Below are 20,241 nucleotides of genomic sequence, written 5' to 3'. Positions count from 1 at the left end.
CATGCATCATCGCAGCACGGGCTAACGGCGCGGATCATCGACCGTTGGCGACATCCCAGGCATTCAAAAGACGCAGCATTTGACCCATCACGTATCAGGAGACAAGCATGGCTAAGCATCCCGTCGTCGTATATGGCGCAAGTGGTTATACCGGCATGTTGATCATGGACTGGCTCATCGACCAGGACATTCCCTTTACGGCGATCGCACGTAATGCGAAACGCACGCACGATATGATGGCGCAGCGCGTCGTGCGCCTCGAATCGGCGAACTACGAAATCATCGAAGCCGAGCACAACGTCGATTCGCTCGTGAACGCTTTTCGCGGTGCAAAGGTCGTGTGCAACACGGTCGGGCCGTTCTTCAACTTCGGCCTCACTGCTGTGGAAGCGTCGCTCAAGGCTGGCTGCCACTACCTCGACACGACTGGCGAGCAGCACTTTATCCGTCAGGTTCGCGAGCAGTTTGGCGAGCAGTTCCGGCAGGCCGGGCTGCTGGTGTCGCCTTCGAATGCCTACATGTACACGTTCGCGGAAATCGCAGCCGAACTGGCACTCGAAACGCCCGGTGTAGATGCACTGGAGACGGCCACGCTCACGCGCGGCCCGCGCGGCGCCGGCGCCGGTGTCAGCGTGGGCTCCACTGCGACCATCTTTGAAGGCTATCGCCAGGAATCGTCCTATCTGTGGGAGAAGAAGCTTGTGCCGCATGACAGGCACGCTTCGTTCAACATCGCTTCTCCCGATTTCCTGCAGCCCGTGTTCGCGCTGCCGTGGGGCGGCACTTCGCTGCCGGTGTACTTCGAGCACGATCCGCGCGTGCGCAGCTGCGTTTCCTGCGTAGGCTTCTACGACAACAACGCGATGCAGATGGTGCACGCGCTCGGACAGAAGTGGGAAGCCGAGTACGCGAACTTGCCGCGCGAGCAGCAGGACGCGGTGCTCAAGCAACTCGTCGATTCGACTACGCCAGCCATGCCGCCGCGCGAACGCACGTCGCTTCATCGCACCGTTGACTTCGCGATCGGCCGTGGTCAGCTCGCGGCCGTTCGCGCAACCGTGCACGGCATCACGCCTTACATCGCGACCGGCGCTATCCAGACGGCCGCAGCAATCAAGCTGCTCGACGGCGATGCCGCGAAGGTGGGCTTTGCCTCGGGCTCAAAGGCATTTGGGCATCGCTATCTGCTTGGGTTCCTCGAGCAGCGCGGCCTTGCGCGCGCGACCGTCACGCAGCTGTAAGCGCCGCGAGCGCGCAGTTTCGGTACAGATTCAGGACAGACTCAGGGAAACATGGGACATGGCAATCATTGACTTCTTCGACCGCGGTTGGCGCATCAATCCCGACGCAATCGCCTACATCCAGGACGAGCGCAGCTATTCGTTCGATGAGGTGCACACGCTGTCGTGCCGCATCGCCAACGGGCTGCTTGCGGCCGGCTTCGAAAAGGAAGCGAAGGCAGCGGTCTGGGCCGACAACGACGTCACGGCATGGACCTGCACGCTGGGGCTGTGGCGTGCTGGCGTGGTATGGATCCCGGTGAACGGGCGCAGCGCACCGCAGGAGAACCAGTACCTCCTCGACGCGTTCGATTGCGAAGCGCTGTTCTTCCATCAGGCGTTTGCACCAGCGGTTGAAGCGCTGCGTCCGAGCCTGCCCAAGGTCAGACTCTGGATCTGTATTGATGCCGATCTGCCGTGGGCGACGTCGCTCGAAAAGTGGAGCGCGGCGCAGCCCGCGACCGAACCGCGTGTCGATTACGACATGGACGACATCGTGACGCTTTCGGGCACGGGCGGGACGACGGGTTTGCCCAAGGGTGTGATGAACACGCACCGGGCGTTTCAGACCTACTTCGCTCAGTTCATGATGGCGTTTCCGTATGGCGTGGAGCGCCCGGTGAATCTTGCCGCGGCGCCCATGACTCATACCGCGGGGATGCTCTCGCTGCCGTGCACCGCGCGCGGCGGCACCGTGGTCGTGCTGCCCAAGCCGGAGCCGGGCCTGCTTCTCACGGCGATCGCGAAGCATCGGGTCACGGAGTTCTTCCTTCCGCCGACGGTTATCTATCGCCTGCTCGATATTCCCGGCATCGAGGACCAGGATTTTTCATCGCTCAAGTGCTTTTTGTATGGCGCTGCGCCGATGTCGGTGGAGAAGCTCAAGCGCGCGATTGAGGTGTTCGGGCCGGTCATGGCGGGCGGCTACGGTCAGACGGAAGCTCCAGCGTCGATCTCCTATCTCACTCCGGCCGAGCACTTCGTGGACGGCGAGCTTGCGCCGCAAGAACGTCTCTCCTCAGTTGGCCGCCCCAATCCACTCGTACACGTTGAAATCATGAACGATCGCGGGGTAATTCTGCCCCGAGGCGAGACTGGTGAAATCTGCGTGCGCGGCGACCTCGTGATGAAGGGCTACTACAAGGCGCCCGACAAGACAGCGGAGACCGTCGTCGACGGATGGCTGCATACAGGCGATATCGGTCATCTCGACCCTGAAGGATACCTGCACATTACCGACCGCAAGAAGGACATGATCATCAGTGGTGGCTTCAACGTCTATCCGAGCGAAGTCGAGCAGGTCATCTGGGCGCACCCGGCAGTCCAGGATTGCGCGGTGATCGGCGTGCCCGACGAAAAGTGGGGCGAAGCCGTGAAGGCAGTGGTGGAGCTCAACGCCGGTCAGAGCGTGAGTGCCGAAGAGCTCGTGGCCTTGTGCAAGGAAAAACTCGGCTCGGTCAAGGCGCCGAAGAGCGTGGACTTCATCCGCGCGTTGCCACGCAGCCCAGCCGGCAAAGTGCTGAAGAAGGACCTGCGGGAGGAGTACTGGAAGGGCGTAAGCCGCCGGATTTGAGTCAGACACGCACGAATAAATCACCATGAGCGATATTTACATTGCCGGTATTGCGATGACCGTGTTCGGCAGGCACTTTGAACGCAGCATTGACGATCTCGCGGGCGAAGCACTGCGCGGAGCGTTGAAGGATGCAGGTTGCGACGCGACTGCGATCGGCGCGGCTTTCTATGCCGGCATTACCAACGGGCCGCTGCAGGGCCAGCTATCCATTCCGGGGCAGGTCGTGTTCAGCAAGATCGGGATCGAAGGCATTCCGGTCTACAACGTCGAGAACGCCTGCGCATCGGGCAGCACCGCGGTGCATCTCGCGGTCCAGGCACTCAGGTCGGGCGCCTGCGATGTCGCGCTCGCGCTCGGCGCGGAAAAGATGAACGTGCCGGACAAGGCGAAGTCATTCGCCCTGTTCGAGGCGGGGTGGGACGTGTCGCGCGTCGACGAGAACTTCGCCAGCCTGATGAAGCTCGGCGAAGGCATCGAGCCGCCGCCCGGATCGGAGTCCGACCGGCCCTATAGCCGCTTTATGTCTGTCTATGCCGCGCTGTGCCGGTATCACATGAAGACCTACGGCACCACTCAGCGCCAGATCGCCGCCGTGTCGTCGAAAAACCATCTGCATTCGGTGCATAACCCGTATTCGCAGTTTCGCCAGGCGTTCACGATCGACGAGGTCCTTGCAGCGCCACCGATCACATATCCGATCACACTGCCCATGTGCGCGCCGGTTTCGGATGGCGCGGCGGCGGCGATCCTGTGCAGCGGGGAGGGGTTGCGGCGCATCGGTGCTGACCGCAGCCGCTGCATCCGGGTTGCAGCGAGCGTCGTGCGCAGCTTCACGCATCGACGTATCGACGAGCCGGAGAGGAACATTGGCCGTCTTGCGGCGCTGCAGGCCTACGAGCAGGCGTGCCTCGGCCCCGAGGACATGGACGTCGCCGAAGTGCACGACGCATCGGCGATGGGCGAAATCATCCAGGCCGAAAACCTGCAACTGGTGCCGCCCGGTCAGGGCGGTCCCGCTGCCGAGCGCGGCGAGTTCGCCCTCGGCGGGCGCATTCCCATCAATACATCGGGCGGCCTCGAATCGAAGGGACACCCGCTGGGTGCCACAGGAATCGGTCAGCTCTACGAACTGGTTGCTCAACTGCGTGGAGAAGCGGGCGCGCGCCAGGTGCCGGGTGCACACCACGCGATTCAGGAAAACGGTGGTGGATTTCAGGGCATCGAAGAGGCGGCGCTTGCCGTCCACATTCTGAGCAAGACTTGATGGAGCATGTATGAGCGAGACAACGGAAGCACAGACAGGACAACAGGGCGGCCCGCGGCCCGGAGTGAGCCGCCGCACCTTCATCAAGGGCGCGGCGGCAGCAGCCGTGGTGGTGCCGGCGGTGGCGGCTACGCAATGCTCGCGCGTCGAATCGCCTGGCCCTGTGGAGGAAGCCAAAATGACTGCCGACCTGGAAAAGTACCGCGCGCTCGGCGGCTGGGTAGAAAGACCAGGCGACATGCGGCCAGAACTCACCGGCGACGTGAATGCGGACGTGGTCATCGTCGGCGCCGGTTTTGCGGGGCTTTCGGCTGCGCTGGAACTGGTCAGGCATGGAGCGAAAGTGGTCGTGCTCGAGCGCGAATTTGCCGGCTTTGGTGCAAGTGGTCGCAATGCGGGCTATCTGGCTGGCGCACTCGCGCTCGAATACGATCTCTTTCTCAAGAGCGTGGGTAACGAGAAAGGGAAGGAGATCGTCCGCTACTACGAGGACGCCGTTCCCTTCGTGGAGGGGAAGCTCAAGGAGTACGAGATCGACTGCGACTACAACCAGAGCGGCATTATCCGTGCGGGTATTGATCCTGCACAGGAGGAGAAGGTGCGCGAGGACATGCAAACGGGCGCCGGATTGGGCTTTCAGTCGGAGTTTCTCGACCAGGCCGAGATGCGCGCGCGTGGCATTCCGCCAGCGTTTTTGTTCGGCAATTACGTGCCGCGCGGCGGCACGCTCCACCCCGGCAAATACGTAATGGGGCTCAGGCGCGCGGCGTTGCGCGCAGGCGTGAAGATCTATGAGAACACGCCACTGCTGTCTTACACCGAGGGGCCGGTCATCAAGGTGCAAACCCCGCGCGGCAGTGCGAGTGCTCCGGCGCTGATCCTGGCCACCAACGCCTATACGCCGCAACTCGGCCTGCTTGCGGACAAGGTTGTGCCGCTACGGGTCTCGGCGATCGAGACCGAGCCGCTCTCTGATACCCAGCGCAAGGCATTGGACTGGCCGCGACGCGAAGGCATCGTGACGGCACACTGGACCATGGAGAGCCACCGCCTGACCGTCAATAACACGCTCGTGGTGACGACGAAGCGTATCCATTACCCATACGGCTCCAGGACGCCGAACGTGCCCGACTATGAGTCCTATCGCGAGTTGCGCACGGCCCTGCATGACCGCTTCCCAACCCTCAAGGGCATCGCGTTGAGGGCATGCTGGAGCGGCTATATCAGCCTGGCCAATGACGCGCTTCCGGTTGTCGGAGCCACGGGGTCGCATCGGAACATCTTCTACAGTGCCGGGTGCTCCGGACATGGCGTGGCCGCGCAGTCCATGGTGGGCAACATGATTGCCGGGCGGATTCACGGCATCGATAATCCGCTCCTTTCGGCGCTCGATCACAAGACGCCATCGACACTGCCCGAGCCGTTGCGATGGTGCGTTATGAACGCGGCGTTAGGCGTGGTAAACGCGCTCGACGACCGCGTGAACAGCAAGGCGCGCGCCGCCCAGGCGCTGCGGGCGTAACGCGCGTCGAGGTAAGGGACGCCTTCGGCAAACACACGTCGACGCGGCCTCATTGGGGCACTGTGCGAGCGATTCGGTGTTTGGCTATAGCGTTTGAGCGTGATGAAGAGCGCGCACGAACGCTATAGCGGGCCATGCCATGCCATGCGGATGGAGTTTCAGCCTGGTGTAAGGTATAGTCATGTTTACCTAGGAAGCGGTTTGTGTGACCGCGTTGCCTCTCCGGCGAGGCGTCTAGCTCACTCAAGGCGGAAAGCGATGACAGTGCCAAAAGAGCCAAGCACCCGTAAGCGGCGCACGTCGAGCGCAGCACCTTCCACGGGAACCCCCCCCGACGGCCTGCGGGCTCAGGGCGTACGTACGCGCAATGCCATTATTCGTGTGGCAAGGAAGCTTCTGCTCGAGAATGGCCCCATGGACTTCTCGCTGCGTGCTGTCGCCCTGAAGGCGGGAATCAGTGTCAGCAACCTCCAGTACTATTTCCCGACGCGACCTGACGTCGTGCGGGCGGTGATGGCGCCGGTGATCGACTCGTATCTCAATGTCCTGAAGCAGGCTCTCCAGAACAACGCTTCGCCGCGTGCGACGATCGAAGCCATTCTCGATCAGTCAGTGCAGGACGCGAAAGACTCGAAGAACATCCCATTGTGGTGGCATTTCTTTTCGTTTGCCTCTACCGACCCCGAGTGCGCACAGATGCGGGACGAATGGTACGACACCTTGACGAGCGAACTCGCCAAGCTCATTCGTGCCGCGAATCCGGAGCGTGGGGCGGCCGAGAGTACCCATATCGCCGTGCTGCTCACTTCGATGGTGGATGGTATGACCATCCATCTGGGCACCCCGCGCAGCAAGCGCGCGTATATGCGAGGGTTTGAGGCGATGTTCCTCGAGACCGCGCGTAACCTGGTATGGGGGAAGACGGTGGACGCCGAGACGGCCTAGCAGCCACGTAACTCTGCCAGCGAAGAGAAAGACAGGGGAATACCCTGTCTTTTTTTTTGAACTCGTGTTTTGTATCGTTACCTATGTTTGTCATGTTGATCTATAAATGAGGCGACCGGGTTGCGGGGCAGTCCGGTCCACATGTGTCCAGGAGAGGAGTACCGAAATGATTCGACTGCACAAGTCCGTAGGGTTGCCGCTGGCAGGATTGACCGGTTTCGAAACGCCAATGAGCGAGGAGGAACGTGCGATACAGGATACGGTTCACCGTTTTGCACGTGACGTGCTGAAGCCCGTCGGCCGCGAACTGGACCGCATGGCGCCGGAGGAAGTGATCGCGCCGGGCTCGCCGTACTGGGTGGCCATGATGGAGAGCGCAAAGTTGGGCCTCGATCCGCAACTGCTTGCGCAGCTCCCGCCAGACATGGCCGTGCGCATTGAATCGCTGATCGGCGAAGAGCTCGGCTGGGGTGATGCAGGGCTTGCCGTCTCGATCGGCGTGGCGCCTGCTCCGTTGATGATGGCGCAGTCAGTCGGTAATCAGGAGCTGATCGACATGTGCACCGGCAAGATTGGTTGCTGGATGAACACGCAGCCCGACCGCGGCACCGATGCCGCGATTCTCTACCGCGAAGAGATCAGCGCTGCTGGCAAACAACCTGTGGGTAATTTGACTGCGAAAGTGGGCGCAGACGAAATCGTAATCAACGGACAAAGTTCCGCGTGGATCTCGAATGGCTCGGTCGCGCAGGTAGCGCTTGCGTATATGGCGGCGGACTATGGCGATGGTTTCTATGGCGCCGGCGAGCGAAGTGCATTCACGAACGGCATCGGCATGATTCTTCCGCTCGATCTGCCGGGTATCTCGCGTGGCAAGCCACTCGACAAGATTGGCCAGCGCTCGTTGCCGCAGGGCGAGATCTACTTCGACAACGTGAAGGTGCCCAGGCGCTTCGCCATTGCACTGCAGGATGACTATCTCGGCAATCTGGCCTCGACGTGGTCCTTCGCCGGTACGCACATGTGCCAGGTGTTCGTCGGCGTGGCGCGCGCTGCGTTCGAACTCGCGCTGGATTATTGCCACGAGCGCAAGCAAGGTGGGGCGCTGTTGATCGACCACCAGATGACTCAACTGCGTGTGGGTGAGATGCTGCGCCGACTGGAGATGGCGCGTGCGACTGCGCGACGCAGTCTCGCTTTCTCCCGTCTGTCTCCAAAGAGCCATCCGTACGCAACGGCCCAAGCCAAGGTCAGCGTGACTGAAGAAGCAATGAAGATCACGAATGAGGCATTTCAACTCTTTGGCGGCAACGGCACCACCCGCGAGTTCCCAATTGAGAAGCTGTTCCGCGATGTGCGCTCTGCGCTGATCGAAGACGGCGAGAATTATCACCTCACGCTGCGTCTGGGCGTGCTTGCAGGAAGACTCTATCAGGACGGCTGGACGAAGGAGTGACCAAGCCGTCGGCGGCGATGGATTTGCCTCGCGTTGAGGCTCCATGGCACCTGGATCGGGTCGTCAGGTAGTCGCTGGTTTGTCGTGAGTGCCATCAATTTGGTTTCGAATTCATTTATTTTTTAGGAGTACGACATGAATGTTGGTGCCATATTGAATCATGCCGCTCTCGCTGCTGTGCTAACGGCCGTCGCCATATCGGCTCAGGCGCGTGGTGGTGGCGCTCCCCGTCCTGAGCAATCCATTTCGCATTCCGTGTCCGCCGCGCGTGGAGTGGAGAATGACCCGAGTGCGCAAACCGAGGCGGCTCGCGTGGCCGGGCAGACGGGTGCGGACGTCGGCCCGGCGCCGGGCAAAACCCGCGCACAGGTCCGGGCCGAGCTCCTGCAGGCCGGAGAGGAGGGGATGCTTCCGACGCGTTGGGTCGATTATCCGCCCAGTGCCGCGACCAGGGCACGAAACAGGGAAGACTTCCTGCGCGTCGAGCAGGTGTGGAAGGCAGAAGGGATCATTCCGGCGACAAGCGTAAGCAGCACAAATGGATTGAGCGAGGAGCAGCAATGAAATTGTTGGTGGCAGTGAAGCGGGTCGTGGATGCCAACGTGAAGGTCGGCGTGAAGTCTGACGGAGCGGGTGTCGACATCGCCAACGTGAAGATGTCGACGAACCCGTTCGACGAAATCGCTGTGGAAGAAGCGGTGCGTCTGAAGGAAGCGGGCGTGGCGACGGAAGTCATCGCCGTTTCCGCGGGCGTGACGCAGGCGCAGGAAACGCTGCGCACGGCGCTGGCGATCGGCGCGGATCGCGCGATCCTCATCGAGTCGAACGAAGACCTGCAGCCGCTGGCCGTCGCCAAGCTCCTGAAGGCGCTGGTCGACAAGGAACAGCCGCAACTCGTGATCCTCGGCAAGCAGGCCATCGACGACGATTCGAACCAGACCGGCCAGATGCTGGCCGCGCTGGCGAACCTGCCGCAAGCGACGTTTGCTTCGAAGGTGGTCGTGGCCGACGGCAAGGCGACCGTGTCGCGCGAAGTGGATGGCGGCGCGGAAACGCTCTCGCTCACGCTGCCCGCGGTGGTCACAACGGACCTGCGCCTGAACGAGCCGCGCTACGTCACGCTGCCGAACATCATGAAGGCGAAGAAGAAGCCGCTCGAGATCGTCAAGCCGGAAGACCTGGGCGTTGACGTCACGCCGCGTCTGAAGACGCTGAAGGTTGCCGAGCCGCCCAAGCGTAGCGCTGGCGTGAAGGTGCCGGACGTGAAGACGCTGGTCGAGAAGCTGAAGACGGAAGCCAAGGTGCTGTAAGGAGCGAGACGAAAATGACGAATCTGGTTATTGCCGAACACGACAATCAGTCGATCAAGGCCGCGACGCTGAACACGGTCGCAGCAGCACAGAAGATTGGCGGCGATGTGCACGTGCTGGTCGCGGGCCACAACGCGCAGGAGGCAGCCGACGCAGCCGCGAAGATCGCAGGCGTTGCGAAGGTGCTGCTCGCCGACGCGCCGCAACTCGAACATGGTCTTGCCGAGAACGTCGAAGCGACGGTTGTAGCGATCGCGAAGAACTACTCGCACATCCTCGCGCCGGCAACGGCAGCGGGCAAGAACGTCACGCCGCGTATCGCTGCGAAGCTCGACGTCGCGCAGATCAGCGACATCACCGCTGTGGATTCGCCGGACACGTTCGAGCGTCCGATCTACGCGGGCAACGCGATTGCGACGGTGCAATCGGTTGATCCGGTCAAGGTCATCACGGTCCGCACGACCGCATTCGATGCAGTCGCGGCAGAAGGCGGCAGCGCAGCGGTCGAAAAGCTCGAAGCCGCAGCAGACAGCGGCCTCACGCAGTTCGTCGGCCGTGAAGTCACGAAGCTCGACCGTCCGGAACTCACAAGCGCGAAGATCATCGTCTCGGGTGGCCGCGGACTTGGCAGCGGCGAGAACTACACGAAGGTGCTGGAGCCGCTCGCCGACAAGCTGAACGCCGCACTGGGCGCCTCGCGTGCAGCAGTGGACGCTGGCTACGTGCCGAACGACTATCAGGTCGGTCAGACGGGCAAGATCGTCGCGCCGCAACTGTACGTGGCAGTCGGCATCTCGGGCGCGATCCAGCATCTGGCCGGCATGAAGGACTCGAAGGTCATCGTCGCAATCAACAAGGACGAAGAAGCACCGATCTTCAGCGTGGCCGACTACGGCCTCGTGGGCGACCTGTTCACGGTCGTGCCGGAACTGGCGTCGTCAACCTGAGCGCATAGCCTGGAGTTGCTCGTGTGATGTCCGGGCAGATGCCGGGCTGATCCTGATCATTTGAGCGGATCGTCAAACTCGCTACATGGCGCCGCGCGTTGGTGCCTTGGCGGGCGTCCGAAAGTGGGATGTCACGAAGCATCTTTTGAAAAAACCGGGGAATACCCTTTATTTTCTCGTTCACGAAGTTGGTATCATGACCTATCTTTGGTTGTATGTTCTATAAATGCGCCGCCGGAGCGGCGGATCTCGCGGTACCGGCCGCGGCGCACGAATGATTCGCAGAGGCATTCGAAGGCGTTGCGGGGCGTGGTGTATCGACCGGATATCGAGCACGGCGCCTGAGCGGGGCGGTTTCCTTGACACGCGCAGAGCGAGAGCCTTCTTCACGTAGACAGAGGCACTATGGTAAAAAAATCTTCCCCAGACGGCGCTGCAAACCTGCAGCGCAGGCAATGGCTCAAATATGCCGGTGCCTCGGCTGCTGCCGTGGGTACGCTCGCCATGAGCACCCAACAGGCGTATGCCGCGGTCACCAAGGCTGCGCCAGGCGCGGACGGCATTCTCGACGTCGCCATCGTAGGAGCGGGGCTGGCCGGACTGACCGCCGCGCGCGACTTGCGCCACGCGGGCTGCGAGTCCTTTCTGGTGCTTGAAGCCCGCGATCGCGTGGGTGGGCGAACGTTCAATTACAACATCCCCGGCGGGTACGTCTCGGAAGTTGGCGGGCAATGGATTGGGCCCGGCCAGACCGCCGTCGCGGATCTCGCACGCGAACTCGGTGTCGGCACCTTCCCGACCTACTACGACGGAAGTACGGTCATGCTGTGCGGTGACGGCCGCGTGGCAGTCGATCTGAAAGGCACGTTCGGCACCGATGAGGCGATCGCGGCCAAGCTCAGCAAGCTCTCACGCGACGTACCTTGTGGTGCACCGTGGACGTCCCCGAAGGTCGGCGAACTGGACAAGCTTTCGGTTGGCGACTGGCTGGAAAAGCAGAATATCAAGCCTGAAGATCAGGTCGCATGGAATGACAGCATCACGCTTTCGGGCGGCGCGGCGCCGGCGAAGATGGGGTTGCTGCACTTCCTGTCGATGGTTAATTCTGCGGATTGCGATTACTCGCAACTCGACAGCATCAAGCACAGCGCCCAGGAAACGCGCTTCATCGGTGGCTCGCAAATTCTCAGCATCAAGATGGCCGAGCAACTGGGCGACAAGGTGCGCCTGTCTTCTCCGGTCCGCCTGGTTTCCGGATGGGACAGCGACGTCGTCACCCTGCATACCGACCATGGAGAGGTGCGGGCACGAACCGTCATCATGGCCATCCATCCGGCTTTGTGTCATCAGGTGCAGTTCGACCCACCTTTGCCTGAAAAGCGTGCGGCCCTGCAGCGCGCCTGGCCCGCGCATTCCCCGGCACGGAAGACGGCCATGGTCTATCGCCGTCCGTTCTGGCGCGACAAGGGTATGAACGGCAGCATCTTCCAGGTCAATGGCCCCATCCTCTGGGCCTACGACAATTCCCCACCGGGCGGCGAGATCGGGGTCATCAACGCGTTCATCGAGAATGCAAAGGTGCCGTCCGAACGGGACGCGGCGATGACCATGCAAAAGCAGTTCTATGCGCAGGCGTGGGGCGATGAAGCACTGTCTCCCATCGCCTACCACGATCAGGACTGGGCCCGGATCGATCCGTGGACCCTGACCTGCGTTTCCGCCATTCCGCCGGGATTCTGGAGTACTCACGGCGAGGCGCTTCGCCCGTCGTGCGGCAAGCTGATCTGGTCGGGGACGGAGACTGCGAATATCTGGGCCGGCTATATGGATGGCGCCGTGCGTTCCGGCCATCAGGGCGCGCTTCAGGCGCTCAATGCGCTGCGCCGGGCGTAGGGGGTAACGATGAAAAAAACACTATTGATTGGCATTCCTCTGGTTATTGCCCTGTTGCTGGCCATTTTCGGCTCGGATCTGCTGGGTCTATACCGGCTGCAGCGCTATCTCGCAGCATCGACCACGGCTTACCTGGCTGACGGCGGCCCCTGGCCGCATGTGACCGACGTCTGCATGGGCTGCCACGGCGTCAAAGGCAATTCACTCCATCAGGGGTATCCGAGTCTCGCCGGGCAGCCGGCACCCTATCTGGAGACCCAGCTTCACAATTTCGCGAGTCAGGCGCGCCGCAATCCGAACATGGGCCCCCTCGCGATGACAATGAGCGATCCGCAGATCAAATCGCTGGCTGAATATTTTGCCGGGGTGACTCCGGTCGCGAATCACTACTTCGAGCCGGATGCGCAACTGCGTGAGAAGGGACAGCGTCTGGTGGCCGCGGGCAATTGTGCTGCCTGTCACGGCGCTCAATTGATGGGCCACGACCAGTTTCCGCGTTTGGCTGGTCAGGGATACGACTATCTGCTCGCGCAGTTCGACGAGTTCGCTTCCGGCATCCGCAGCGAACCCACAGGTGTCATGAAAAACCTTGCAACCGGTTTTTCGCCCGAAGACCGCAAAGCCATTGCCACCTATCTGGCAAGCCTTGACCCGAAGAAGAATTGATCCATCAAATGCAACCTGCGTTGGGAGTTTAGTCATGGACCTCAGATCTGTAGTTCTTATGCTTTCCAGTGCCTTGCTGGCACTGAGCTCGTTTTTCTACGGCTGGAAGATCGTCAGGAAGCGAAACTATCTTCTTGGTCTGGAGATGTGGATCGTCGGTACTTCGGCGACGAACGCCATTGGTTTTTTTGCTACCGGAAATGCAGTTTCCTATGAGGTCGCACACTTCTTCGATGCGTTTTCTCGCGGATTCGGTATGCCCATCATCGCTGTCGCGGGCCTGATGGCGATTACGCATGGATACAAGCCGTCAATTCGTCAAGACGTCACGGCATTCGTCGTCTCGTTTGCGCTCACATTTGTTCTAGTGGGAGCAGATTTCATCGCCGGGATTTTGCCCTACTTCTATCTGACGATGTGGATTCTGCTATCGGTATATCTCGTGTACTTCATCAAGCGGCTTCTGGAAATTGGCGAAATGCTGAGTGCTCTGGCCGTAGGGGTTGCTCTGGTAACGTCGCTGGGCATTGCCGCCATTTACGACTTTTACAAAATACCGGGCGAAGAAACGAACGTCTTTCTCAATTTTTTTACGCTTGCTTTGTGCTCATGGGCCTACTTCATGCCGGCGATCTATTACGGCTACTGCGCTTTGGAGCGCGCCAAAAATGGCAGAGTCGCGCTGAACTCGCCCACGCCTTACCGAACCTGACCTTTCCCGGAGATCAATGATGAATCAAACCTCGCATAAGGCCATGCTCTTCACGGCCTGGAGCGCAGTCATCGGTGGAATTCTGGCGTACGCGAATGTCGGCTTGTCATTCGTGGTCACGGGCCCGGATGCGGATATGGTGCTGCACGGAGCATCGATGCTGGCCTTGCAACCGGATACTCGCGATCTGTTCCGCTGGTGCATGGTCGCCGACACTTTTGGGTTCTATCTGCCTTTCCTCGTCATTGGCGGATACTTTGTGCACGTATTTCGCGAAGAGCTGGGTGCGCTTGGCAACATGGTGGCGATGGCCGTCGTGTTGTACGTCATGGTTGGCGTAACCGGCGCTGTCATGCAGTTTGCGATCCTTCATCCGCTGGCCCATCTTTACGCGGGCGGCGACGATGCCACGAGAAACGCTGCGGCGGCAGTATGGACTGCGATAGCCAACGGGACGCAAAACGGCCTCTGGTGGATTGAGGGCCCGCTCGTGCTCTTCTGGACGCCGATTGCCGCCAACGTGCTCAAGAAGGATGGCTGGAAGGGATCGATTCTGCTCAAGATCGTCGGCTGGGCTTTCGGGATCTTCTTCCTGTTCGGCTTGTTTCCGGATCTCGACGCGTTTTCGAATGCCAGCGAGATGATCGTCGTGCTGGTGCTGCCGCTATGGATGTTGTTGTTCGGCTGGCAAATGCTGCGCCGCGCGCGCGCGATGCCGGCACGAATGCAAGGCGCTGGCGCATCCACCTAACGCAACTCTCAACTGCATCTCAACACGGGACTGAATATGACTACCCTGATCGTGAGTTACCCGAGCACCGAAGGCGGGACGTTTGACCGCGACTACTACCTTTCGAACCATGCTCCGCTTGTCCGCTCGGCGTGGAGTGAGTTTGGTCTGAAGTCGGCCGAGGTCCTGTTTCCGTCGCCAATGCCACAACCCTTCGCATGCGTAGCGATCCTGCGTTTCAGCGATCAGATCGGGATCGATGCGGCGCTTTCCTCCGCCAAAACCGCCGAGGTGATGGGCGACGTGAGGAACTTCACCAACATCACACCGACGATTTTCTGCGCGGGCGACTGACCCGTCGCACGGCTGGTGTGACTTCACCGTCGCTGCCACGCCCGCAATTCTTGCGACGACCGATAGCAATGTGAACATTCAATCTTCCCTATGACATTACTGATTGGTATTCCTCAGGAAGTGGCTGCCGCAGAGCGGCGCGTTGCGACGGTGCCCGAGGTGGTCGAGAAACTGATCAAGCTTGGGTTCCCGGTTGCCGTACAAAGCGGTGCCGGCGCAGGCGCGAACTTTGGCGACGAGGCGTATCGTGCGGCGGGTGCCGAGGTCGTGGCAACGGCCGCCGAACTCTGGGCCCGCAGTGACATCGTTTTCAAGGTGCGCCCCCCGAGCAGCGAGGAAGTGGCGCTGATGCGCGAGGGCGGCATGCTGATCGGCTTTGTGTGGCCGGCCCAGAACCCCGAACTGATGCAGCAGCTGGCCGCGAGGCACGCTACCGTGCTGGCGATCGATTCGCTGCCGCGCACGCTGTCACGCGCGCAGAAGATGGACGCGCTCACCTCGATGGCCGGCATCAGCGGCTACCGCGCGGTGATCGAGGCAGCCCATGCGTTCGGCCGCTTCCTGAACGGTCAGGTCACCGCCGCCGGCAAGGTCCCGCCTGCGAAGGTCTTCATCGCTGGCGCGGGCGTAGCGGGCCTGGCTGCCATCGGCACCGCGGCCAGTCTCGGCGCGATCGTGCGAGCCAACGACACGCGCGCCGAGGTGGCCGACCAGGTCAAGTCCCTGGGGGGCGAATTCGTCAAGGTCGAGTACGACGAGGAAGGCTCGGGCGGCGGTGGCTACGCGAAGGTCATGAGCGAGGGCTTCCAGCAGGCGCAGCGTGCGATGTACGCGCAGCAGGCGAAAGACGCGGACATCATCATCACCACGGCGCTGATTCCCGGCAAGCCGGCTCCGAAGCTCATCACGGCCGAAATGGTGCAGTCGATGAAGCCGGGCAGCGTGATCGTGGACATGGCAGCGGAGCAGGGCGGTAACTGCGAGCTGACCGTGCCGGGCGAGGCGGTGGTGCGCCACGGCGTGACCATCGTCGGCTACACGGATCTTGCTTCGCGTCTGGCCAGGCAATCGTCCACGTTGTATGGCAACAACCTGCTGCGCGTGGTCGAGGAACTGTGCAAGACGAAGGACGGCACGATCAACGTCGACTTCGATGACGACGCCATCCGCGGCCTCACGGTCATCAAGGAAGGCAACATCACCTGGCCGCCGCCGCCGATCAAGCAGCCGGCCGTCGCGCCCAGGCCCCAGCCCGCCGCTGCTGCGGCGGCAGCCGCGCCGAAGAAGGGCCACGGCAGCAGCGAGCCGATGTCGGCGAAGTCGCTGGCCATCGCGTTTGGCATCGGCGCGCTGGCCTTCCTGATGGTCGGGCTGTTTGCGCCAGCCACGTTCCTCTCGCACTTCACGGTATTCGTCCTGGCCTGTTTCGTCGGCTACATGGTGATCTGGAACGTCACGCCGTCGCTGCACACGCCGCTGATGAGCGTGACCAACGCGATCTCGTCGATCATCGCCATCGGTGCGCTGGTGCAGGTCGCGCCGCCGCTGGGCGGTTCCGCGGCGGGTGACCGGCCATCGGGTCTGATCCTGGGCCTGGCGGTGGGCGCGCTGGCACTCACGGCCGTCAACATGTTCGGTGGCTTCGCAGTGACGCGCCGCATGCTGGCGATGTTCCGCAAATAAGGGGACGATAACAATGACTTCCAACCTGACTACCGTCTCCTATATCGGCGCGGCGATTCTCTTCATCCTGAGCCTTGGCGGCCTGGCCAATCCCGAGACCGCGCGCCGCGGCAACCTGCTCGGCATGATCGGCATGCTCATCGCGGTGCTGGCAACCGTACTCGGTCCGCGCGTGTCGGCCGAAGGCATTCCGTACGTTGTCGCCGCGCTGGTCGTCGGCGGCGCCGTCGGCCTGTTCGCCGCGAAGAAAGTGCAGATGACGCAGATGCCCGAACTGGTCGCGCTGATGCACAGCCTGGTTGGCCTGGCGGCGTGCCTCGTGGGCTTCGCCAGCTACATCGATACGTCGGTGCAATTCACCGGCGCCGAAAAGGCCATCCACGAAGTCGAGATTTATGTAGGCATCCTGATCGGTGCAGTGACCTTCGCGGGCTCGGTCATTGCGTTCGGCAAGCTGTCGGGCAAGATCGGCGGCAAACCGCTGCTGCTGCCGGCACGACACTGGCTGAACCTGGCCGCGCTGCTGATTGTGATCTACTTCGGTCGCGCGTTCCTGCATGCAGAGACGATTCAGGACGGCATGCTGCCGCTCGTCGTGATGACGGTGATTTCGCTGCTGTTCGGTGTGCACATGGTGATGGCGATCGGCGGCGCCGACATGCCCGTGGTGGTGTCGATGCTCAACAGCTATTCGGGCTGGGCGGCGGCGGCTACCGGCTTCATGCTCGGCAACGACCTGCTGATCGTGATCGGCGCGCTGGTGGGTTCGTCGGGCGCGATCCTGTCGTACATCATGTGCCGTGCGATGAACCGCAACTTCATCAGCGTGATTGCTGGCGGCTTTGGCAGTGGCGCGGGCGTGCCCGCAACTGCGGGCGGCGGCGCGCAGCAGCCGGCCGGCGAGGTGGTGGCGGTGAGCGCCGCCGAAACTGCCGAGCTGCTGCGCGATGCGAAGAGCGTGATCATCGTGCCCGGCTATGGCATGGCCGTGGCGCAGGCCCAGCACACGGTCTTCGAACTCACGAAGCTGCTGCGCGAGAAGGGCGTCGACGTGCGCTTCGCGATCCACCCGGTGGCGGGCCGCATGCCGGGCCACATGAACGTGCTGCTCGCCGAAGCAAAGGTGCCGTACGACATCGTGCTCGAGATGGACGAAATCAACACGGATTTCCCGGAGGCGGACGTTTCGATGGTCATCGGCGCGAACGACATCGTGAACCCGGCGGCGCAGGAGGACCCGGCGAGCCCGATCGCCGGCATGCCGGTGCTCGAAGTGTGGAAGGCGAAGACGTCGATCGTGATGAAGCGCAGCATGGCCTCAGGCTATGCCGGCGTGGACAACCCGCTCTTCTACAAGGACAACAATCGCATGCTGTTCGGCGATGCGAAGTCGATGTTGAGCGAGATTTTTGGGGCGCTGAAAACCTGATCCTGTCCATACGCCAATCGTCGCTCACTTTCGGGCCATAGATTCTCAATAACCCTGTGCCTTGGTCGCACGCGATGTAACAATGAAGGAGTATTTGAATGAGGAAGTCTCGCCGTACTTTTATGATGACGACCGCGGCTGTTGCTTCGGGACTAGCACTGTCCCGTGTTGCTTTTGCCGATCAGGCCAAGGTGTCGGAAGCCGATTCGGCGTCGCTCGCGCTCGGCTACAGGGCGGACGCAACAAAGGTCGACAAGGCGAAGTATCCGAAGTACACAGCGGGTCAGGTGTGTAGTAACTGCACGTTCTATCAAGGTAAATCGAATGATGCGTTCGCTCCGTGCCCGATGTTCGGCGGCAAACAGGTCGCGGCCAAAGGTTGGTGTGGTGCCTATAACAAAAAAGCTTGATTGCTCATAGGCTGCGTGTACACGGAAAGCGTGCGCATGCAGCACATTATCGCGCCGCCCAGCGCACAACTGATCGGCGCGGGCGAGTGTCGCTGGGTTTACGCTAGATAGTGTGGAAGACGTCGGTGGAAGTATCGGATCGCCAGTATGCCTGTCGACCAGGCACTATGGTTATAAGGGTTCCTTAGTATATGGACTTGTTCAATGAGGGCATTCACAGGCACTATCCGGTTCAAGATCATGCTGGCGCTAGGCGTTTGCGTCGCGTTGATGGCGTCCATTGGTGTGATGGGCATTCGCGGTCTCGCCCGGCTCAGCGCAGATATGGGCAGCATGTATTCGGAGAGCACTGTGCCAATCGAAGATCTCGCCGCCGTACAGGCGGCGGCTCTGAAGATTCGCCTTCAGATGCGTTACATTCAGGCGTTGCGTGACCAGGACAGGGCCGCAGAACTTGTTGCAAGCATCGGCGAAGAGCAGCAAAGGCTCGATCTGGCCTGGCGTGACTATTACCCAGCGAAGATTGCCACGCCCGATGAGCGCCGACTTGCTGATCGGGTGGCGAAGGAACTCTCAGTTTTCCGAACGCAGTCGGACGACGTTGTCTCGGTGCTACGCGCTGGAAATCTGGACATGGCAGCATTCACGATCGATGAACTCACGGAAACCGGCGATGCGGTGTCCGACGCGATCGGCCGCGACGTCGCGTTGAGCGCGATGCAGGCGCGGCGGTTGGCTGAACGGGGCAACGCCACGTTCAACGCATTGCGACGGACGGTGCTTGGCGCAATCGGTCTCGGCATAGCTGCAGCCACCGCCGCGTCCGCCTGGCTGGTGTGGGCGATTACGAGTCCGTTGAAGGTCGCACTTGGCGTAGCCCGGCGAATCGCCGAAGGCCGGCTGGGTCACGCCGAGGGAATCAGCTTGCGGGGTGAGTTCGGGCAGTTGCTGCGGGCACTCCGGGCGATGGACAGGCATCTCGCAAGGACCGTTCTGACGATCAAGGTTTCAAGCGACGCGATTATGAATGCGTCCAGTCAAATAGCCGACGGTAGTACCGACCTCTCGGCAGGCGTGAGGCGGCAAGCCGCGTCGCTAGAGGAAACGGCGGCAAGTATGGATGAACTGATCCTGTCGGTTCAACGTAACTCGGATCATGTGCGCCAGGCAGCGGAGTTTGCCAACGCGACGTCGCTTGCGGCCGATACCAGTATGGCCGCAGTCGAGCAGATGAGAGGTACGATGGACAACATCTCCGCAAGCTCGGCGAAGATCGTGGAGATTACCGCGCTCATCGAAGGAATCGCTTTTCAGACCAACATTCTGGCGCTGAATGCGGCTGTTGAGGCTGCGCGCGCAGGCGAGCACGGGCGGGGTTTCGCGGTTGTCGCCGGAGAAGTCCGCAGCCTCGCGCAGCGCGCAGCTATCGCAGCGAAGGAGATCAAGGTTCTGGTCCGGGTCTCGGCCGATGCGATTTCCGGCGGGGCCGTGCACTCTGGCCACGTCTTGCAGGCGATGGTGGACGTTCGGGGCGCGATCAAACGCGTGGTTGAGATCAACGACAACATTTTCGACGCGTCAGAAGAACAGCGCGGGGGGATCGGGCGGGTCAACGAGGCCGTGAGTCGTATGGACCAGGTGATTCGCAAGAATGCGGTGGTAGTGCAACAAGCGGCAGATGCGGCGGCCTCGCTAAACGAACAGGTGGCCGCCCAGCGCCGCGCCATTGCCGTATTCGAGGTCCATTCGCAAGCGGAGCCATCGCCGGTCTGATCCTCCTCTGCCAGGACGTACCGTCCAGGCCCGGCGAACGGACGGCGCGTGCCCGTGACAATCGCGGGTGTGACGTCCGGCGCTGCGCGTAACCGATACGGTCCAATCCGTGACAACTACTGCGGTGGGAGGCGACCCACCCACAATCAGAGACGGGGAACAAAACGCACATGTGCCGCCACAAACACTTTGTCGCGGCCGCGCTGACGAACTGGATAAACGCACGCTGCTCTGTCCGACTCTGTGGTCACGCTTCAAATTTAACATAAGGTTATTTATCGCATTCGTACG

At 61.5% G+C, this 20,241-nt stretch carries 18 protein-coding genes; all 18 read left to right on the top strand.

Going from position 1 to position 20,241, the window contains the following annotated elements:
* Positions 1-107: 107 nt before the first annotated feature.
* The 18 genes from U5A57_RS39895 to U5A57_RS39810 all read left to right on the top strand — a co-directional run bounded on the left by U5A57_RS39895 (position 108) and on the right by U5A57_RS39810 (position 19,950).
* Positions 108-1,241 (top strand): saccharopine dehydrogenase family protein, encoded by a 1,134-nt coding sequence (locus U5A57_RS39895; RefSeq protein WP_321917676.1) that lies wholly within the window; start codon positions 108-110, stop codon positions 1,239-1,241.
* Positions 1,242-1,299: 58 nt separating this feature from the next.
* Positions 1,300-2,853, top strand: a complete 1,554-nt coding sequence (locus U5A57_RS39890; RefSeq protein WP_321917674.1) for a class I adenylate-forming enzyme family protein — start codon at positions 1,300-1,302, stop codon at positions 2,851-2,853.
* A gap of 25 nt (positions 2,854-2,878) precedes the next feature.
* The gene (locus U5A57_RS39885; RefSeq protein ID WP_321917673.1) at positions 2,879-4,120 is read left to right on the top strand and encodes a thiolase family protein; all 1,242 of its coding nucleotides are present in this window, start codon (positions 2,879-2,881) and stop codon (positions 4,118-4,120) included.
* A 178-nt stretch (positions 4,121-4,298) separates the two neighbouring features.
* Complete coding sequence (locus tag U5A57_RS39880; protein ID WP_321917695.1) at positions 4,299-5,642, top strand: FAD-dependent oxidoreductase; 1,344 nt, start codon at positions 4,299-4,301, stop codon at positions 5,640-5,642.
* Between the two features lie 102 nt (positions 5,643-5,744).
* Positions 5,745-6,587 (top strand): TetR/AcrR family transcriptional regulator, encoded by an 843-nt coding sequence (locus U5A57_RS39875; protein ID WP_321917693.1) that lies wholly within the window; start codon positions 5,745-5,747, stop codon positions 6,585-6,587.
* 166 nt (positions 6,588-6,753) lie between these two features.
* Positions 6,754-8,043, top strand: a complete 1,290-nt coding sequence (locus U5A57_RS39870) for an acyl-CoA dehydrogenase family protein (RefSeq protein ID WP_321917672.1) — start codon at positions 6,754-6,756, stop codon at positions 8,041-8,043.
* Positions 8,044-8,178: 135 nt separating this feature from the next.
* Positions 8,179-8,607, top strand: coding sequence for a DUF4148 domain-containing protein (locus tag U5A57_RS39865; protein ID WP_321917670.1), 429 nt, complete (start codon positions 8,179-8,181; stop codon positions 8,605-8,607).
* Positions 8,604-9,353, top strand: a complete 750-nt coding sequence (locus U5A57_RS39860) for an electron transfer flavoprotein subunit beta/FixA family protein (protein ID WP_321917668.1) — start codon at positions 8,604-8,606, stop codon at positions 9,351-9,353. The genes U5A57_RS39865 and U5A57_RS39860 overlap by 4 nt, the downstream gene beginning before the upstream one ends.
* Positions 9,354-9,367: 14 nt before the next feature.
* On the top strand, positions 9,368-10,300 hold the full coding sequence (locus U5A57_RS39855) for an electron transfer flavoprotein subunit alpha/FixB family protein (RefSeq protein WP_321917666.1): 933 nt from the start codon (positions 9,368-9,370) through the stop codon (positions 10,298-10,300).
* Between the two features lie 405 nt (positions 10,301-10,705).
* The gene (locus U5A57_RS39850; RefSeq protein WP_321917665.1) at positions 10,706-12,193 is read left to right on the top strand and encodes a flavin monoamine oxidase family protein; all 1,488 of its coding nucleotides are present in this window, start codon (positions 10,706-10,708) and stop codon (positions 12,191-12,193) included.
* A gap of 9 nt (positions 12,194-12,202) precedes the next feature.
* Positions 12,203-12,859 carry a c-type cytochrome gene (locus tag U5A57_RS39845; protein WP_321917664.1) on the top strand — a complete coding sequence of 219 codons (657 nt, stop codon included), beginning with the start codon at positions 12,203-12,205 and terminating at the stop codon, positions 12,857-12,859.
* A gap of 34 nt (positions 12,860-12,893) precedes the next feature.
* Positions 12,894-13,571, top strand: coding sequence for a hypothetical protein (locus U5A57_RS39840; protein ID WP_321917663.1), 678 nt, complete (start codon positions 12,894-12,896; stop codon positions 13,569-13,571).
* 43 nt (positions 13,572-13,614) lie between these two features.
* A complete protein-coding gene (locus tag U5A57_RS39835) occupies positions 13,615-14,322 on the top strand; it encodes a hypothetical protein (RefSeq protein WP_321917661.1) in 708 nt (235 codons plus the stop codon).
* 36 nt (positions 14,323-14,358) lie between these two features.
* Positions 14,359-14,655 (top strand): EthD family reductase, encoded by a 297-nt coding sequence (locus U5A57_RS39830; protein ID WP_321917660.1) that lies wholly within the window; start codon positions 14,359-14,361, stop codon positions 14,653-14,655.
* A 90-nt stretch (positions 14,656-14,745) separates the two neighbouring features.
* A complete protein-coding gene (locus U5A57_RS39825) occupies positions 14,746-16,338 on the top strand; it encodes a Re/Si-specific NAD(P)(+) transhydrogenase subunit alpha (RefSeq protein ID WP_321917659.1) in 1,593 nt (530 codons plus the stop codon).
* 13 nt (positions 16,339-16,351) lie between these two features.
* A complete protein-coding gene (gene pntB / locus U5A57_RS39820) occupies positions 16,352-17,767 on the top strand; it encodes a Re/Si-specific NAD(P)(+) transhydrogenase subunit beta (protein ID WP_321917657.1) in 1,416 nt (471 codons plus the stop codon).
* A gap of 98 nt (positions 17,768-17,865) precedes the next feature.
* Positions 17,866-18,177: a high-potential iron-sulfur protein gene (locus U5A57_RS39815; RefSeq protein ID WP_321917655.1), complete on the top strand. Its 312-nt coding sequence runs from the start codon at positions 17,866-17,868 to the stop codon at positions 18,175-18,177.
* A gap of 204 nt (positions 18,178-18,381) precedes the next feature.
* Complete coding sequence (locus U5A57_RS39810; protein ID WP_321917653.1) at positions 18,382-19,950, top strand: methyl-accepting chemotaxis protein; 1,569 nt, start codon at positions 18,382-18,384, stop codon at positions 19,948-19,950.
* Positions 19,951-20,241: the final 291 nt, after the last annotated feature.

The organism is Paraburkholderia sp. J11-2 (assembly GCF_905220185.1).
Lineage (GTDB): Bacteria > Pseudomonadota > Gammaproteobacteria > Burkholderiales > Burkholderiaceae > Paraburkholderia.
This window is presented reverse-complemented; position numbering and strand designations above follow the sequence as displayed.

Bases quoted from the DNA above. Each gene is read 5' to 3' on its own strand.
- U5A57_RS39855 (WP_321917666.1), top strand. From the start codon at position 9,368: ATGACGAATCTGGTTATTGCCGAACACGACAATCAGTCGATCAAGGCC.
- pntB (WP_321917657.1), top strand. From the start codon at position 16,352: ATGACTTCCAACCTGACTACCGTCTCCTATATCGGCGCGGCGATTCTC.
- U5A57_RS39870 (WP_321917672.1), top strand. From the start codon at position 6,754: ATGATTCGACTGCACAAGTCCGTAGGGTTGCCGCTGGCAGGATTGACC.
- U5A57_RS39880 (WP_321917695.1), top strand. From the start codon at position 4,299: ATGACTGCCGACCTGGAAAAGTACCGCGCGCTCGGCGGCTGGGTAGAA.
- U5A57_RS39830 (WP_321917660.1), top strand. From the start codon at position 14,359: ATGACTACCCTGATCGTGAGTTACCCGAGCACCGAAGGCGGGACGTTT.
- U5A57_RS39845 (WP_321917664.1), top strand. From the start codon at position 12,203: ATGAAAAAAACACTATTGATTGGCATTCCTCTGGTTATTGCCCTGTTG.
- U5A57_RS39840 (WP_321917663.1), top strand. From the start codon at position 12,894: ATGGACCTCAGATCTGTAGTTCTTATGCTTTCCAGTGCCTTGCTGGCA.
- U5A57_RS39850 (WP_321917665.1), top strand. From the start codon at position 10,706: ATGGTAAAAAAATCTTCCCCAGACGGCGCTGCAAACCTGCAGCGCAGG.
- U5A57_RS39815 (WP_321917655.1), top strand. From the start codon at position 17,866: ATGAGGAAGTCTCGCCGTACTTTTATGATGACGACCGCGGCTGTTGCT.
- U5A57_RS39825 (WP_321917659.1), top strand. From the start codon at position 14,746: ATGACATTACTGATTGGTATTCCTCAGGAAGTGGCTGCCGCAGAGCGG.
- U5A57_RS39860 (WP_321917668.1), top strand. From the start codon at position 8,604: ATGAAATTGTTGGTGGCAGTGAAGCGGGTCGTGGATGCCAACGTGAAG.
- U5A57_RS39865 (WP_321917670.1), top strand. From the start codon at position 8,179: ATGAATGTTGGTGCCATATTGAATCATGCCGCTCTCGCTGCTGTGCTA.
- U5A57_RS39810 (WP_321917653.1), top strand. From the start codon at position 18,382: ATGAGGGCATTCACAGGCACTATCCGGTTCAAGATCATGCTGGCGCTA.
- U5A57_RS39835 (WP_321917661.1), top strand. From the start codon at position 13,615: ATGCTCTTCACGGCCTGGAGCGCAGTCATCGGTGGAATTCTGGCGTAC.
- U5A57_RS39895 (WP_321917676.1), top strand. From the start codon at position 108: ATGGCTAAGCATCCCGTCGTCGTATATGGCGCAAGTGGTTATACCGGC.
- U5A57_RS39875 (WP_321917693.1), top strand. From the start codon at position 5,745: ATGAAGAGCGCGCACGAACGCTATAGCGGGCCATGCCATGCCATGCGG.
- U5A57_RS39885 (WP_321917673.1), top strand. From the start codon at position 2,879: ATGAGCGATATTTACATTGCCGGTATTGCGATGACCGTGTTCGGCAGG.
- U5A57_RS39890 (WP_321917674.1), top strand. From the start codon at position 1,300: ATGGCAATCATTGACTTCTTCGACCGCGGTTGGCGCATCAATCCCGAC.